General features: G+C 39.6%; 16 protein-coding genes. 10 read left to right on the plus strand and 6 right to left on the minus strand.

Annotation, left to right across the window (positions count from 1 at the left end):
- Positions 1-5: 5 nt before the first annotated feature.
- The 4 genes from yajC to GLIP_RS16090 form a co-directional block, all read right to left on the minus strand.
- Entirely contained in the window at positions 6-338 is a 333-nt protein-coding gene (yajC, locus tag GLIP_RS16075) for a preprotein translocase subunit YajC (RefSeq protein WP_008845726.1), read from the minus strand.
- Positions 339-359: 21 nt separating this feature from the next.
- Positions 360-1,472: a tRNA guanosine(34) transglycosylase Tgt gene (gene tgt, locus GLIP_RS16080; RefSeq protein ID WP_008845727.1), complete on the minus strand. Its 1,113-nt coding sequence runs from the start codon at positions 1,470-1,472 to the stop codon at positions 360-362.
- Between the two features lie 171 nt (positions 1,473-1,643).
- A complete protein-coding gene (gene queA, locus GLIP_RS16085) occupies positions 1,644-2,684 on the minus strand; it encodes a tRNA preQ1(34) S-adenosylmethionine ribosyltransferase-isomerase QueA (RefSeq protein ID WP_008845728.1) in 1,041 nt (346 codons plus the stop codon).
- 232 nt (positions 2,685-2,916) lie between these two features.
- Positions 2,917-3,201 carry a DUF6471 domain-containing protein gene (locus tag GLIP_RS16090; protein WP_008845729.1) on the minus strand — a complete coding sequence of 95 codons (285 nt, stop codon included), beginning with the start codon at positions 3,199-3,201 and terminating at the stop codon, positions 2,917-2,919.
- Positions 3,202-3,416: 215 nt separating this feature from the next.
- Here GLIP_RS16090 and GLIP_RS16095 point away from each other — a divergent pair, with 215 nt between their 5' ends.
- From GLIP_RS16095 to GLIP_RS16135, 9 genes are all read left to right on the plus strand, one after another.
- Entirely contained in the window at positions 3,417-3,806 is a 390-nt protein-coding gene (locus GLIP_RS16095; RefSeq protein WP_008845730.1) for a DUF2170 family protein, read from the plus strand.
- A gap of 24 nt (positions 3,807-3,830) precedes the next feature.
- Complete coding sequence (locus tag GLIP_RS16100) at positions 3,831-4,511, plus strand: PspA/IM30 family protein (RefSeq protein ID WP_008845731.1); 681 nt, start codon at positions 3,831-3,833, stop codon at positions 4,509-4,511.
- Between the two features lie 17 nt (positions 4,512-4,528).
- Positions 4,529-5,593, plus strand: coding sequence for a potassium channel family protein (locus tag GLIP_RS16105; protein WP_008845732.1), 1,065 nt, complete (start codon positions 4,529-4,531; stop codon positions 5,591-5,593).
- Positions 5,594-5,611: 18 nt separating this feature from the next.
- On the plus strand, positions 5,612-6,259 hold the full coding sequence (locus tag GLIP_RS16110) for a YjfK family protein (protein WP_008845733.1): 648 nt from the start codon (positions 5,612-5,614) through the stop codon (positions 6,257-6,259).
- 50 nt (positions 6,260-6,309) lie between these two features.
- A complete protein-coding gene (locus tag GLIP_RS16115; RefSeq protein WP_008845734.1) occupies positions 6,310-6,726 on the plus strand; it encodes a DUF350 domain-containing protein in 417 nt (138 codons plus the stop codon).
- Between the two features lie 12 nt (positions 6,727-6,738).
- Entirely contained in the window at positions 6,739-7,350 is a 612-nt protein-coding gene (locus GLIP_RS16120; RefSeq protein ID WP_008845735.1) for a DUF1190 family protein, read from the plus strand.
- Positions 7,351-7,392: 42 nt separating this feature from the next.
- Positions 7,393-8,559, plus strand: coding sequence for a glutathionylspermidine synthase family protein (locus GLIP_RS16125; protein ID WP_008845736.1), 1,167 nt, complete (start codon positions 7,393-7,395; stop codon positions 8,557-8,559).
- A 5-nt stretch (positions 8,560-8,564) separates the two neighbouring features.
- Complete coding sequence (locus GLIP_RS16130) at positions 8,565-9,116, plus strand: rhomboid family intramembrane serine protease (protein ID WP_008845737.1); 552 nt, start codon at positions 8,565-8,567, stop codon at positions 9,114-9,116.
- A gap of 108 nt (positions 9,117-9,224) precedes the next feature.
- Positions 9,225-9,959 carry a VC0807 family protein gene (locus GLIP_RS16135; RefSeq protein WP_008845738.1) on the plus strand — a complete coding sequence of 245 codons (735 nt, stop codon included), beginning with the start codon at positions 9,225-9,227 and terminating at the stop codon, positions 9,957-9,959.
- 109 nt (positions 9,960-10,068) lie between these two features.
- Here GLIP_RS16135 and GLIP_RS16140 read toward each other — a convergent pair whose 3' ends face one another.
- Positions 10,069-11,364 carry an alkaline phosphatase gene (locus tag GLIP_RS16140; protein ID WP_008845739.1) on the minus strand — a complete coding sequence of 432 codons (1,296 nt, stop codon included), beginning with the start codon at positions 11,362-11,364 and terminating at the stop codon, positions 10,069-10,071.
- Between the two features lie 167 nt (positions 11,365-11,531).
- Positions 11,532-12,491 (minus strand): chemotaxis protein CheV, encoded by a 960-nt coding sequence (locus GLIP_RS16145; protein ID WP_008845740.1) that lies wholly within the window; start codon positions 12,489-12,491, stop codon positions 11,532-11,534.
- A gap of 306 nt (positions 12,492-12,797) precedes the next feature.
- On the opposite strand from GLIP_RS16145, the gene GLIP_RS16150 reads away from it, so the two are divergent.
- Entirely contained in the window at positions 12,798-14,399 is a 1,602-nt protein-coding gene (locus GLIP_RS16150; protein WP_008845741.1) for an isocitrate lyase, read from the plus strand.
- The last annotated feature ends 36 nt before the right edge of the window (positions 14,400-14,435 follow it).

Raw genomic sequence — 14,435 nt, forward strand, 5'->3', positions numbered from 1 at the left:
TTAAGTTATATTGATTTCATTGTGCCTTTAGGCAGCACAGCTGTCACTGCACCTTTTTGAATCACAATATTAGTATTGTCATTTAATGAAATTTCGATAAAGTCTTTCTCTTCAGAAACTTTAGACACTTTACCAACCATGCCGCCCTGAGTAAGAACTTCATCACCTTTACCTATTGAGGCAACAAGATTTTTATGCTCTTTTACACGTTTAGCCTGTGGGCGATACAACATGAAATAGAATATCAAGCCAAAAACACCCAACAAAATTAGCATTTCAAAACCACCACCTTGTGCGCCGGCGTCTTGAGCATAAGCATTAGAAATAAAAAAACTCATAAATTCCTCTTATATTTTTAGTTATAAAGCCGGTACCGGCATGTCTTTTTGTGCGTAAAACTGTTCAACAAACTGATCTAGTTTTTGTTCAGCAATTGCGTCACGTAACCCCTGCATTACGCGTTGATAGTAACGCAGGTTGTGAATAGTGTTTAACCTTGCACCTAGTATCTCATTGCATTTGTCTAAGTGATGTAGATATGACCGTGAATAGTTTTTACAAGTGTAACAATCACATTTTTCGTCCAAAGGACCGATATCGGTCTTATGTTTTGCATTTCGAATTTTGATTACACCCTCGGTCACAAACAGATGGCCATTACGGGCGTTTCGCGTAGGCATAACACAATCGAACATATCTATACCGCGTCTTACCGCTTCGACAATGTCTTCTGGTCTTCCAACGCCCATCAAATACCGGGGCTTTTCAGCAGGAATTTTGTCAGCCGTGTGATCTAAAATACGGATCATATCTTCTTTAGGCTCGCCAACTGATAAACCACCAATGGCATAACCATCAAATCCTATATCTTCAAGACCCTTTAATGATTGATCACGCAATCCTTCATACATTCCGCCTTGAATAATACCGAATAATGCCGAAGGATTACCTTCGTGAGCTTGTTTACTGCGCTTAGCCCAGCGAAGTGATAACTCCATAGAGCGGCGCGCATCAGGCTCTGTCGCAGGATAAGGAGTACATTCGTCAAATATCATGACAATGTCAGAACCGAGGTCACGCTGTACTTCCATCGACTTTTCAGGAGTAAGAAGAATTTTTTCACCATTGATAGGTGAACGAAACGTAACACCCTCTTCAGTAATTTTACGCAGATCACCTAGACTAAATACCTGAAATCCACCACTGTCAGTTAAGATGGGTTTATCCCAGTGCATGAAATCATGCAAGTCACCGTGCTGCTTCATGATTTCAGTCCCCGGACGCAACATCAAATGAAAGGTATTTCCTAAACAAATGTGTGCACCGGTTTCATCTAACTCTTCAGGCGTCATGCCTTTTACTGTTCCGTATGTCCCCACAGGCATAAAGGCCGGTGTTTCCACTACGCCTCTATCGAACACTAATCTACCGCGGCGTGCCTTACCATCGGTTGTATCTAATTCAAATTTCATTATTAACCTTTTATATTTCTGCGTACCGGAAAACAGTCCAGTGCTGAAAAAACAGCGGGGATTATAAAGCAATAATGCTCAGGCTGAAATCATCAAAAGGTGATTTCAGCCTGAAAGTTTGTATTGTTAGCGGATATAAAAGGAGTGAAGCTTGATTTATTGACTATGTACTTAAGATTTTTCAATAAACATGGCATCGCCATAACTAAAAAAGCGATATTCATTGGCAATTGCATCTTGATATGCATGCATTACGTTCTCTCTTCCTGCGAAGGCGCTGATCAACATGATTAAGGTTGATTCTGGTAAATGGAAATTCGTTAACATGGCGTCAACAACCTCAAACTGATATCCCGGATAAATAAAAATATCAGTATCCTCAAAAAACGGAGCCAGAGGCTTTCCTTGTTTTATTGTCGCGGCCGCAGCCGATTCAAGTGACCTCACTGAGGTTGTCCCTACAGCAATGACGCGTTTGCCATTCGCTTTGGTTTGGACTATAGCATCCACAACGTCTTGGGGCACTTCAGCATATTCTGAATGCATATGGTGCTCGTAAATATTATCGACTCGCACAGGCTGAAATGTGCCAGCGCCCACATGCAGCGTCACAAAGGCAATGTTAATTCCTTTTTGCTTTAACGCTTCTAATGTTTGCTCATCGAAATGCAAGCCAGCTGTAGGTGCTGCTACTGCACCTGGTTTATCTGAATAAACCGTTTGATACCTTTCTTTGTCAGAATCTTCATCAGGTCTGTCGATATAAGGAGGAAGCGGCATGTGACCATACTGTTCAAGTAAGCTCAACACAGGTTCATCATTCAAAACTTTCAATTCAAACAATTGGTCATGGCGTTTCACCATTTCCATTTGTATCTGCTCTTCCAAAATTAATTGAGCTCCAGGCTTTGGAGACTTGCTCGATTTCACGTGCGCTAACACCGTTTTATCATCCAATATGCGCTCGACCAACACTTCCACTTTCCCACCGCTAGATTTTTTTCCCAATAAACGGGCTGGGATAACTCGGGTATTATTAAAAATAAGTAAATCACCTACTTCTATTAAATCGAGAATAGATGAGAAACGCGTATGATTTAGCGCACCTGTCTTGCCATCCAAACACAACAAACGGCTGGCGGTTCTTTGTTCCGTGGGATATCGAGCAATTAAATGTTCTGGTAAATCAAAGTGAAAATCTGAAAGCTTCATGTCTTGCGGTTAGCCTAAAAGTAGATTATTGCCAATCATTTTACGTATTAAAAAATATACCTGCAATGCTTTATCCATACCTGCTTTTGGTTGTGATAATTTTTACATAGTATAAATTATATACACCTTAAGTAATTCGATGTTTCTCCTAAACATGCTTTAGCCCGGCAACTTTGCTGGGCTTTTTTTTGTCTGTTTTTTATCGAATATATTGAACACTAAACGTTATATTTTAGTTTTCATTATCTAAACTAATTTGCATGTCTGCAAAAAGCTCGATAATTTCTTCGCGTTCTATTTTACGCATATTTAAAACATACATGATTTGCAATAACAAATCCGCCCCTAAAATGCCTTTATTAACTTTGTTTCTTAAGTTATCCGCGCTTTGTGAAATACCTATTGTGTTCAAGCGATCGCTTAAATCTTGGTATTTAACGCCCCGTTTTGACATTTCCGCCTTAATAATGCGCTGTACCACTTGCCGCCAACTGGCATTGTCTTGTATTTTGCTCACGTTTCATCCAGCCAAATAAATTTAGTTTTGTGAATTATATTTTACAAAAATGAATTATACGCAACAAATAGAGAAAATAAAGTTTGACATTAAAAAACTTTTGTAAGTACAATTCGAGCCGTTGCAAAAAAACTTACAATTCAATTTGAACTGATCATGTTTTTTCGTTAACAAAGGTAACATACTATAGTCATAACACTGACAGGAGATTAGGCATGACTTGGGACCTTGATCAACTTGAGACCCTTTTTACAGAAAACGATAACTTAGTAGTCACCCGTGAAAATAACTGTTTATTGATTGGTAATGGAGATGGATTAGATGCGTGGTTAGCCTTAAGTGGTGAGCAAATAATTATTGAATCAATTTTATTTTCAAGTGCAGAAGTTAAAGATAAAGCGGCTTTAAATGAAGAGATTTTAAAGACTCACATGTTATTTCCGCTTACGACCATTGGGATATCCCAAGTTGCCGAGCAAGACTATTACACAGCGTTTGGTGCACTTAGCTCACAGTCAAAAGCCGAAAGCGTCAAAATTGAATTAGATGCTTTGTTTCATAATGTGGCTGCTTTTTTAGACGCTTATCAAGAACATTTGCACTAGCAATTTACTTATTTGGAGAATCTTATGTCGGTTTGGAGAAAATTAATTACGGCCGTAAAAGGTGGAGCTACAGAAGCTGCTCAGTCGGTTGTAGATAGTCAGGCTATCCGCATTCTTGAACAGGAAATTCGGGATGCAAAAGAAGAATTGAGAAAATCAGATCATGCGCGAACTCAAATTTTAGCTAAATGTAAGCTCGCTAAACAAAAAGTCGACAGCTTGAAAACATCCATAGCTGAATATGAAGCACATGCGCGTAAAGCGGTCGATTCAGATCGTCAATTAGCCTTAGACTGCGCACAAAAGGTGTCAGACCTGACTGCTGAGATGGAAACTGAACAAGAGTTTTTAGATCAATTTACACAGTCGGAAAAGCAGCTTGCGAAGAACATTGACCAGGCCAAGGCTAACCTAAAGCGTTTAGAGCAACAGGTTGATATGGTCAAAGCAACTGAATCAGTACAAAAAGCTCAAGTCGCTGTGTCATCACGCCATATGGGCGCGAATAGTAAAATGAAAACAGCTACGGAATCTTTAAGTCGCATTCAGGATAAACAGAAAATGCGCAGTGCAGAGCTTGAAGCAGCAGAAGAATTAGCCTCAAGTGATGCGAGCAGTGACTTGGAAAAACGCTTGGCAGAAGCCGGGATCAAAGGTGGAAAAAGCTCTGCCGATGATGAATTAAAACGTATTTTAGGCCAATAATTTGGCCAGCTAACTGAATGATTATATTTCAAAAAGTACGTCAAGCTCTCACTCGAGTATTTTCAGAAATGCGCTGGTACAGTATTGTACTGGCGCTTTTGTTTTACGGTATTAGCACTTGGCTGATGCTTTTTGCCGCGGGTGAAGAGGCACTGCTCAACATCAATGACTTTATTTATTGGCTAGTCGTGACTGGCTCAACAGTCGGATACGGAGACATGTCTCCTGTAACCAGTAGCGGTAAATATATTGTTTCATTTTACGTAATCCCGATGGGACTCAGTATTTTTGCGTTAGTGTTAGGCCGTGTAGCAGCTTGGGTATCCTCGCAGTGGCAAAAAGGAGTGAAAGGTTTGAAACCATTAGATCTTGAAAATCATGTTCTCGTGATTGGTTGGAATGGGCAACGTACCATTGCCCTGTTAAACATGTTACTTAAAGAACGGGCCGAAACTGAGAATAAACCAGACATAGTGTTGTGCGCTAAGGCCGATATTAATAATCCAATGCCTGATCTTATTGAGTTTGTAAAAGTTAACTCCTTTAACAATGATGAAGAAATGGATCGTGCATGTGTCGCTAAAGCGGCGGTCATTGTCATGGATAACGAAGAAGATGATGTCACTATGACGACTTCTTTATACTGCAGTAAGCGTAATCAACAAGGCCACTTGATAGCCTATTTTAAAGACGAATCGTTAGTGGATTTACTACAAACACACTGTCCGAATGTAGAATGTACCCCAAGTGTCGCTGTAGAAATGTTGGCAAAATCCGCATTTGATCCCGGCTCTAGTCTTCTGCAACACGATTTACTTACCGTTCAGGAAGGACAGGCGCAATTTTCAATCGAAGTCCCAGAAAGCGCACCTAACATTTCCGTGGAAACTATATTTCTTGACTTAAAACGAAATTATAATGCAACCTTTATAGGTTTTATTGAGCCAACAGTTCCCGCAACCGTTACCTTAAATCCCAATTTTGATGTAATTATCCAGCCTAAATTCAAACTATTTTATATTGCCCAGCAGCGCATCAAACACTTTAATTGGCAAGCATTAGCTGTCGAAGAAACTCAATAAGCTCGCGGCGGAGGAATCATGTTTTCAAAATGGTTTAGCAAGAAAGAAGAAAATTCCAAGCCCAAAACCCCTGAAATAATGGGATTATATTTAGGTGGCTCATTTGAATTAGATGATCTAAAACTGAGACTGATTGAATCACAGTTGATTATTGAGGGCGCAGCAAGGCAGCACCTTATACAAGCTGTTGGCGAGGCACACTTAGATACTGGCGGTAAAATTTTGCGCTTTTATACCGACGATGACGCGTTTTTGCAGGTGGTATTAGATGGTGGAGATACAGAAAACCACATTACCGATGTCAAGCTGTGGTACTTTTATGATACCCAAACTGTTGGCACTGACACTCAATGGCAAAATTTAATTAAGCAACAAGTTTCTCAACCTCAATATGAAATCGAAAACACGTTATTTCAACGAGTTTGGAACGCGGTAGGTGATGAATCTCCACCAGTTGCCATGACCGAAACAACCTTTGAGCTTGATGGAGATACGAGCCAAACGGACCAATTCGTTATGCTTTATGAGCGTGAAATAAATGATGATGCATGTGAAACCTTATTGGTTTGTGCTGAAGAAAAAATTGTCAATAACAATCATGATCGCTGTCTTGTAATAAGCACTGGTTTCGATATTTTACCCGCTGATATTAAAATAAACGGTTAATCTAATTCATATATTAATTCTTATAAATTTATACTGATAAGGAAACGTTAATGGACATTATTCAAGAATCAATTTCAGGATTGAGTAATTTTGCAATTTACTTTGTGGTTTCACTCGTTCTGCTGTTTGTATTTAAAATTGCTTATGCTTGGGTCACTCCGCAAGACGAATGGAAGTTAGTTAAAGAAGATAAAAACACCGCAGCTGCGATTGGATTTGGTGGAGCAATTGTAGGATTTTGTATTGCACTTTCCGGTGCTGTAACGAACTCTGCTGCGTTAGTTGATTTCGCTATTTGGGGACTCATCGCACTGATTGCACAAATATTGGCATTTTTAATTTTGCGCTTTACGTTTATGCCGGCGATTGCAGAGAGAATTGATAATCAAGAAGTTTCCGCAGGTATAATGCTCGCCTCGATGTCAATTGGTATTGGTCTATTAAATGCGGCCTGTATGACCTATTAAGGAGTATCGAGCATGACCCGTAAACGTAGTGAACAAATCAATCTCAATAGAATGCGTAAGCATTTTTCTCCCAAGCCATTGGCTATAGGTATCGCATCTGTTTTTTTAGCGGCCTGCGCAGATAATCGTCAGGAAGCAACAATTTATACAAATGCCCAGGATTGTGTCAATGATAATCCAGAGCAAGCTCAAATTTGTGAATCTGCATATCGAGAAGCCTTAGCTGAAGCTGAACGAACCGGTCCCAAATATAATTCACAACAAGATTGTGAAAGTGAATTTGGCCCTAATCAGTGTCAACATGTCCAACGCAACTCAGGTTCGTTTTTTATGCCTTTTATGGCGGGTTATATGATAAGTAACCTGTTATCACCTAACCGCTACCAGTATCAACCGATGTTTACCTCCTATTCACCCTACTCATCTTATCGCTATAGATGGATTGGTGCCGGTGGATATGATTATGGTGATTTGCGTAAACGTAATTATAAAGTTAGACCTGACGCATTCAAACCTAAGCCAGCGGTTACTCGCACCATTAAACGCGGTGGATTTGGCAGTACCGTGCGGGCGAAATCCAGTTGGGGTAGTAAAAGTGGCACTAAAGGCGGCTGGGGTGGCTAATTCACTCCAACTCATTTAAGCAAAAACGCCAGTAGGATTAAGATGTTTAGAATGCCTGTCGAACCACGCAAAAACTGGCAACAAAAAGCAAAAGATTTCGGGTTCACTTTCCATAGCATGTATGGTGAACCTTATTGGGATGAATCGGCTTATTACCAGTTTACGTTGCAGCAAATTGAAAAAGATTTAGAAGATCCTAGCGAAGAAATTCATCAAATGTGTCTGCAAGTGGTAGACAAGGTTGTGAATGATGAAGAACTGCTAAATGCATTTAAAATCCCAGAGCCTTTTTGGCAGCCCGTAAAGGATTCATGGAAAAATCACGATCCTTCATTGTATTCCCGACTCGATTTTGCGTACGACGGCAGTGGACCTGCAAAACTATTCGAAAATAACGCCGATACCCCTACCAGCCTTTATGAATCTGGATTCTGGCAATGGTTATGGTTGCAGGATTTAGTCGATAACAACCAGCTTTCTAGGCACTCTGATCAGTTCAATTCGTTACAAGAAAAGTTGATTAGACGACTAGATGAGATTGCCAAACATTACCACACTGATCAGATTCATTTTGCTTGTTGCCATGACACCATTGAAGATAGAGGAACAGTACAATACCTACAAGACTGTGCTGCAGAATCTGGAATTGAAGCACCATTCGTGTTTATTGAAGATATTGGCATAGGAGAATCCGGCAGGTTCACTAACTTAAAAAACCAGGAAATAAGTACGCTTTTTAAACTCTATCCATGGGAGTTTATGCAGCGCGAAGAATTCGCTGATTTTGTAGTGAGTTCAGATACAACATGGATTGAACCCTTGTGGAAAAGTATTCTTTCCAATAAAGCGTTGATGCCAATGCTTTGGAAGATGTTTACAGGTCATCCCAATTTATTACCTTCATTTTTCGAAAATGAACTTCATCTTTGTGATCATCAAAAAATAGTCAAGAAGCCAATCTTTTCTCGTGAAGGCGCGAACGTCAGCATTTTTGATAAAGGTGAAACAGTGTTAGAAGCACAAGGCCCATATGGTGAAGAAGGATTCATTTATCAAGCATTTCACCCTCTCCCCAAGTTCGATGACAACTACACATTAATTGGCTCTTGGTTGGTCGATGATAAAGCAGCTGGAATTTCTGTTCGAGAAGATACCTCATTGATTACTCAGGATATGTCTCGTTATCTTCCGCATATTATTTTAGGGTAAAATTAATGCCAACAAGGACTACTTCTTTTTCATCCCAATTAAAATTTGTCATGTATTTGATGGGATTTTTAGTAGCGATAGAAATTATCAATATTGTGATGGGCCGAAGTTTAAATGTATTTGGTTTATACCCACGCGAGTTATTTGGACTACGAGGAATAATATTTAGCCCCTTCTTACACGGGAACATAACCCACTTCCTATCTAATATAGTGACCTTAGGCGTATTCAGTTTACTGGTAATGCAGTACGGTAAAAAGACCTACATTGTGGTTAGTCTATATCTAATCTTAAGTATTGGCATTTTAGTGTGGCTGCTTGCCCGTCCTGCTATGCACATTGGTGCAAGCGGCATAATCTACGGCTATTTGGGATTTTTATTATTAGGTGGACTCATTTCTGGGCGGATCAAATTAATCATCATTTCATTGGTTGTTGCTTTCTTTTATGGCAGCCTGATTTTTGGTGTTCTTCCATCAAAGGCGTTTGTTTCTTGGGAGTCACATTTATTTGGATTCATTGCTGGTTTATGCGCAGCAAAGTTATGGGCAAAATAAGTGGCATTTTTCCCACCTATGTTCCGTTTTTAGGGTTTAAATGCGTAGTGGATCGACATCGAGTTCGTTATACTTGATATCAGTTTAAAATAAACAGTTCAAGAATTCATGGATAAACAACCCGAAAACGCAGCAGCACAAAACGAATTAAAAAAGCCAAAACAAAATAATGGTTTTTTAGGCAATCTTGCTTTTAACATTGTCATTCCTGTTTTGATTTTATCCAACCTCAGTGGCGAAGAATATTTAGGCCCAGCTTGGAGTGTTGTGTGTGCGTTGGCCTTCCCTATCGTTTATGGTCTTTGGGATTTAAAGAAATCAGGCAAAGTAAATGGCTTTTCTATTTTAGGGATTGTTAGCGTTATTCTCACGGGCGGCATTACTTTACTCAAACTGCCAGCCGAATACATTGCGATAAAAGAAGCAGCCATACCAGGTGTATTGGGTATCGCCGTGTTGATTTCCCAATATACTAATCGTTCTTTGGTAAAAATCCTGATCTTAAATGAAAATGTGATCAATTGGGATGCGCTAAATGAAGCATTAATGAAAAAGCAAAACAGCGCTTTATTTGAACGTAAAATTACGATTAGCTCATACATAGTTGCTGCTTCTTTCTTTTTATCTTCGTTTCTAAATTACGTACTAGCGAAAGTGATTTTAGTAAGTGAACCAGGTACAACAGCTTACACTGAAGAATTAGGTCGCATGACAGCACTGAGCTATCCGGTCATAATGGTACCCAGTTTAATCATGCTTTTTTCAGCTTTAGCCTATTTGATTATGCAAATGAAAAAACTCACTGGAGAAGATTACTTATCTTTCATTCAAGAGGAAGGGTAACGATGCAACTGGCTTATTGATAAGGGGGTTTGGCTTACACAAGCTTGAGTATTTTGGAAAGTTAGCAGTCAAATCGGCAAGCAATTTGACTGCTATCGAATAACCAGAGTTACTTTTCAGATTCCATCATTTCAAAAATTATTTTGGGAATATCGGTATTATCCATAAAGCCCTCAAAGTGTTCTTTACCTTGGCCCATAGCAAATATCTGAACATCAACCGCAGTGTGACCAGAACTCGTCCATCCTGAATTTGTACGAATATCCAATAGACCTTTTAGCTGACCATAAAGTGCTTTAACATCTTTAAAATCTGCATTTTGAAGTAACGATTTCTCAGTATCATTTAGTTCAAAACCTAATGCCGCTTCGGCTGTTTCAATGGGAGTTTTACTCGCACTCATTTCTTTCGCCAAAGAAGTTAATGACATACTTAAGTTTTTAACCGGATCTGGATCCCATTGGTAATCTCCATTAGCAGCTAACGTAAAACCGCCAGTGCTGTGGTCTGCGGTAATCACAACCAAGGTATCTGGATTTTCTTGCACATATTGCTCTAACCATTCCAGTGTTAATGCTAAATCATGCATTTCAGCCATAGCAGAAGCAACATCATTACCGTGTCCAGCCCAATCTATTTGACTCCCTTCTACCAGTAAGAAATATCCTTTATCGTTGGTGAGTTGCTTAACGGCCGCTTTGACCATCTCAGGCAAACGAGGTTTATCTTGCATATCCAACGCCCATGGCATGCCACTATCGCCGAAAAGACCGAGTACTGGGCCAGGTTTAAGTGTGTCAAGTTGGTCCAAGTTATCAATATATTGATACCCTTCAGATTTAAATTCCTCTACCAGGTTTCTGTCTTCACGAATAAAATACTTCCAACCACCTCCCAACATGACATCTAAAACAAATTGACCATTTAATTTGTCATCAAAGTAACTATTTGCAATAGCATCATAATTATGACGGCTTTCGTTATGAGCGGCATAAGACGCTGGGGTCGCATGGTTAATTTGTGATGTCACCGCAACACCGGTTTTTAAACCATTTTGTCTCGCCTGTTCAAGTACGGTTTTAACAGATTGTTTATTTTCATCTACACCGATAGCGCCATTATACGATTTTATCCCAGCCGACAATGCAGTCGCACCGGCAGCTGAATCAGTAACATAGCCACTAACTCTCGCAGGATAAGTGCTTGCCATACCAACTAGATGTCTATCGAATACTGTCTGCTCGATCGTGGGGGACGATTTATCGTCTGCATAATAACGATAAGCAGTTGTGAAGGCCGGTCCCATACCGTCTCCGACAACCATTATGATATTTTTAGGTTTTCCATTTTCCGCATGTGCTAAGGAAACAACTAGCGACAATGCAACTGCTGAAAGCAACTTCATTCTATCTCCAAATTTAGACTAAAAAATTCTGTTCAGATAATACGTGATATTTAATATGGATAAACGCATTTTTTGGCGTTTCACAAATCTATGGGACGAATGACATCTAGATAGTAGAAATCCAATTAAGTAATAATTACAGCGCGGAAATTAATCGTTAGTAGAGTTTATTGATGTTCTTTTGATTGCAGTTTTTCACGCATTCTTTGTTGCACGACGTCAACCAATAAATCAGGCTGGAACTTTGAGATAAAACGGTTACAACCGACTTTTTTCACCATGGCTTCGTTGAAACTACCACTTAATGATGTATTTAAAGCAATGAACAAATCACTCATACGCTTATCGGCACGGACTTCAGCTGTTAATCGATAACCATCCATTTCGGGCATTTCAGCATCGGTAAACATCATCAATATTTGCTCATTAATATTTTTCCCTTGCCCTGCCCACTCTTGCAGTAGTTTTAACGCCATCAAACCATCGCGACGCTCAATAATATTAATACCTAGCTGTTTTAGCGTATCGCGAATCTGCCATCGTGCAGTTGCTGAATCATCAACCACCAATACTGTTTGGCCATGTAAATGTCTGACAACTTCTTCATCTAAAATCTCTTCTGAGATATGTATGTCATATTCAATAATTTCAGCCAACACTTTTTCAACATCAATTATTTCAACAATTTCTTTTTGGCCATTTATTTCAATTTGCGTGATTGCGGTTAAATAATTATTTTTTCCAATTGCAGTGGGAGGAGCTTGAATATCACTCCATGAAGTGTTGACAATACTCATTACATCGCCGATTAAAAATCCCTGCACGGAGCGATTATATTCAGTGATAATGACATTGTTGCTGCCTTTTTCACTTTTTGTTTTTGGTAATTTAATTGCCTGACGCAGATCAATAATGGGAATAGAGGTGCCTCGGTAATTAGTTACTCCCTTTAAATTGTCGTGAGACCCAGGCATTTTGTTTAAATGAGGGACAGTGATCACTTCTCTAACTTTGAATACGTTAATTGCGAATGTATGTCGAGTGCCTAATTTAAACATAAGCAATTCTAATCGGTTCTCTCCTACCAATTGAGTTCGCTGATCTACTGACGCTAAAATTCCTGACATAAGGGATACAAGTGATTAAATCTTATTACGAAGGATAGCGCGAAAAACTAATGATGGGGAATAAAAGTACCAGCAATTTTTAGACTTAATTCGTTATTTGGTGGTAATTAGCAAACAATCATTCACCAAATCTATTTTGAAAATCATTAATATACGTTTTGCTTATCTTAAAGAGCGGTCTAGGATAATTACATCGACACAAAATAATAATCAGGTGAATCGATACCAGATGTCTATATGTATTTGACACAAATATACACTAGCCATCAGTACCCTACACATGCTAGAAAAGAGAAGGAAAAAATGATGTCTCAATATCAAAATGACCTAAACGCCGTAATGCAATTATGCCAACAAAATGGCTCTGGTTGGAATGCGATTAATCCTGAATATGCGGCTAGAATGAAAGCGCAAAATCGTTTCAAAACTGGATTGGAAATTGCGAAATATACAGCAGCGATCATGCGTCAAGATATGCAAGACTATGATGCAGACAGCAGCCAATACACACAATCATTAGGATGTTGGCACGGCTTTATCGGTCAACAAAAAATGTTGGCTGTGAAAAAGCATCAAGGTAGCACAAATAAAAAGTACCTTTATTTATCTGGTTGGATGGTTGCCGCGTTGCGTTCTGAATTTGGGCCGTTACCTGATCAATCGATGCATGAAAAAACATCCGTTCCTGCGTTAATTGAAGAACTATACACATTTCTTCGCCAGGCCGATGCTAAAGAACTAGGGGAGCTATTTCAAGCGCTTGATTCGGCCAAAGCATCAGGTCAAGACACAACGGAGATTCAAGCTAAAATCGATAACTATGAAACACATGTCGTACCTATTATTGCTGACATAGATGCAGGTTTCGGTAACGAAGAAGCAACTTATTTATTAGCTAAGAAAATGATAGAAGCAGGCGCGTGTTGTATTCAAATTGAAAATCAGGTGTCAGATGCTAAACAGTGTGGCCATCAGGATGGTAAAGTAACTGTGCCACATGAAGACTTTTTAGCCAAAATTAATGCTGTGCGCTACGCCTTTCTTGAATTAGGTGTTGATGATGGCGTAATAGTCGCCAGAACGGATTCGTTAGGCGCAGGGCTTACCCAAAAGATACCAGTATCGACTTCTGAAGGCGATTTGGCTTCGCAGTACAATGCATTTCTAGATACAACCGAAATTAATTCAGTAGACGAATTAAAAGACGGTGATTTAGCACTTCGCCAAGACGGTAAATTAGTGAAGCCTATTCGTTTACCAAATGGTTTGTTTAAATTTAAAGATAACACCGGTTTTGACCGCGTGGTACTAGACTGCGTGACGTCGCTACAAAATGGGGCGGATTTACTTTGGATTGAAACGGAAAAACCGCATGTTGGACAAATTGGCGCGATGGTCGACGAAATCCGCAAAACCGTGCCAAATGCTAAGCTTGTTTATAATAATTCACCGTCATTCAACTGGACGCTTAACTTCCGTCAACAGGTCTTTGATAGCTGGTTAGAGCAAGGTAAAGATGTTAGTGATTACAACCGCGCTGACCTTATGCAAGTAAAATACGATGACAGTCAATTAGCCCAGGAAGCAGACGAAAAAGTACGCACTTTCCAAGCTGACGCTGCTCGTGAAGCCGGCATATTCCACCACTTAATTACCTTGCCCACTTACCATACAGCTGCCTTATCTACCGATAATTTAGCGAAAGGTTATTTTGGTGACGAAGGCATGCTTGCCTATGTTAAAGGTGTGCAGCGTCAAGAACTGCGTCAAGGATTAGCTTGTGTTAAACATCAGGCTATGGCCGGGTCTAATTTAGGGGATGACCACAAAGAATACTTCAGTGGTGAGCAAGCTCTAAAAGCAGCAGGTGAAGACAACACGATGAATCAATTTGATGTAGCCTCTTAAAACGTTCCATATATTGAATATAAAAAGCAAGGCGGA

This window comes from Aliiglaciecola lipolytica E3 (assembly GCF_000314975.1).
In the GTDB taxonomy this organism is placed as follows: Bacteria; Pseudomonadota; Gammaproteobacteria; order Enterobacterales; family Alteromonadaceae; genus Aliiglaciecola; species Aliiglaciecola lipolytica.

Excerpts from the sequence above, each read along its gene's own strand:
- GLIP_RS16105 (WP_008845732.1), top strand. The coding sequence starts at position 4,529 with ATGATTATATTTCAAAAAGTACGTCAAGCTCTCACTCGAGTATTTTCA.
- GLIP_RS16135 (WP_008845738.1), top strand. The coding sequence starts at position 9,225 with ATGGATAAACAACCCGAAAACGCAGCAGCACAAAACGAATTAAAAAAG.
- tgt (WP_008845727.1), bottom strand. The coding sequence starts at position 1,472 with ATGAAATTTGAATTAGATACAACCGATGGTAAGGCACGCCGCGGTAGA.
- GLIP_RS16095 (WP_008845730.1), top strand. The coding sequence starts at position 3,417 with ATGACTTGGGACCTTGATCAACTTGAGACCCTTTTTACAGAAAACGAT.
- GLIP_RS16150 (WP_008845741.1), top strand. The coding sequence starts at position 12,798 with ATGTCTCAATATCAAAATGACCTAAACGCCGTAATGCAATTATGCCAA.
- yajC (WP_008845726.1), bottom strand. The coding sequence starts at position 338 with ATGAGTTTTTTTATTTCTAATGCTTATGCTCAAGACGCCGGCGCACAA.
- GLIP_RS16140 (WP_008845739.1), bottom strand. The coding sequence starts at position 11,364 with ATGAAGTTGCTTTCAGCAGTTGCATTGTCGCTAGTTGTTTCCTTAGCA.
- queA (WP_008845728.1), bottom strand. The coding sequence starts at position 2,684 with ATGAAGCTTTCAGATTTTCACTTTGATTTACCAGAACATTTAATTGCT.
- GLIP_RS16125 (WP_008845736.1), top strand. The coding sequence starts at position 7,393 with ATGTTTAGAATGCCTGTCGAACCACGCAAAAACTGGCAACAAAAAGCA.
- GLIP_RS16115 (WP_008845734.1), top strand. The coding sequence starts at position 6,310 with ATGGACATTATTCAAGAATCAATTTCAGGATTGAGTAATTTTGCAATT.
- GLIP_RS16110 (WP_008845733.1), top strand. The coding sequence starts at position 5,612 with ATGTTTTCAAAATGGTTTAGCAAGAAAGAAGAAAATTCCAAGCCCAAA.
- GLIP_RS16120 (WP_008845735.1), top strand. The coding sequence starts at position 6,739 with ATGACCCGTAAACGTAGTGAACAAATCAATCTCAATAGAATGCGTAAG.
- GLIP_RS16100 (WP_008845731.1), top strand. The coding sequence starts at position 3,831 with ATGTCGGTTTGGAGAAAATTAATTACGGCCGTAAAAGGTGGAGCTACA.
- GLIP_RS16145 (WP_008845740.1), bottom strand. The coding sequence starts at position 12,491 with ATGTCAGGAATTTTAGCGTCAGTAGATCAGCGAACTCAATTGGTAGGA.
- GLIP_RS16130 (WP_008845737.1), top strand. The coding sequence starts at position 8,565 with ATGCCAACAAGGACTACTTCTTTTTCATCCCAATTAAAATTTGTCATG.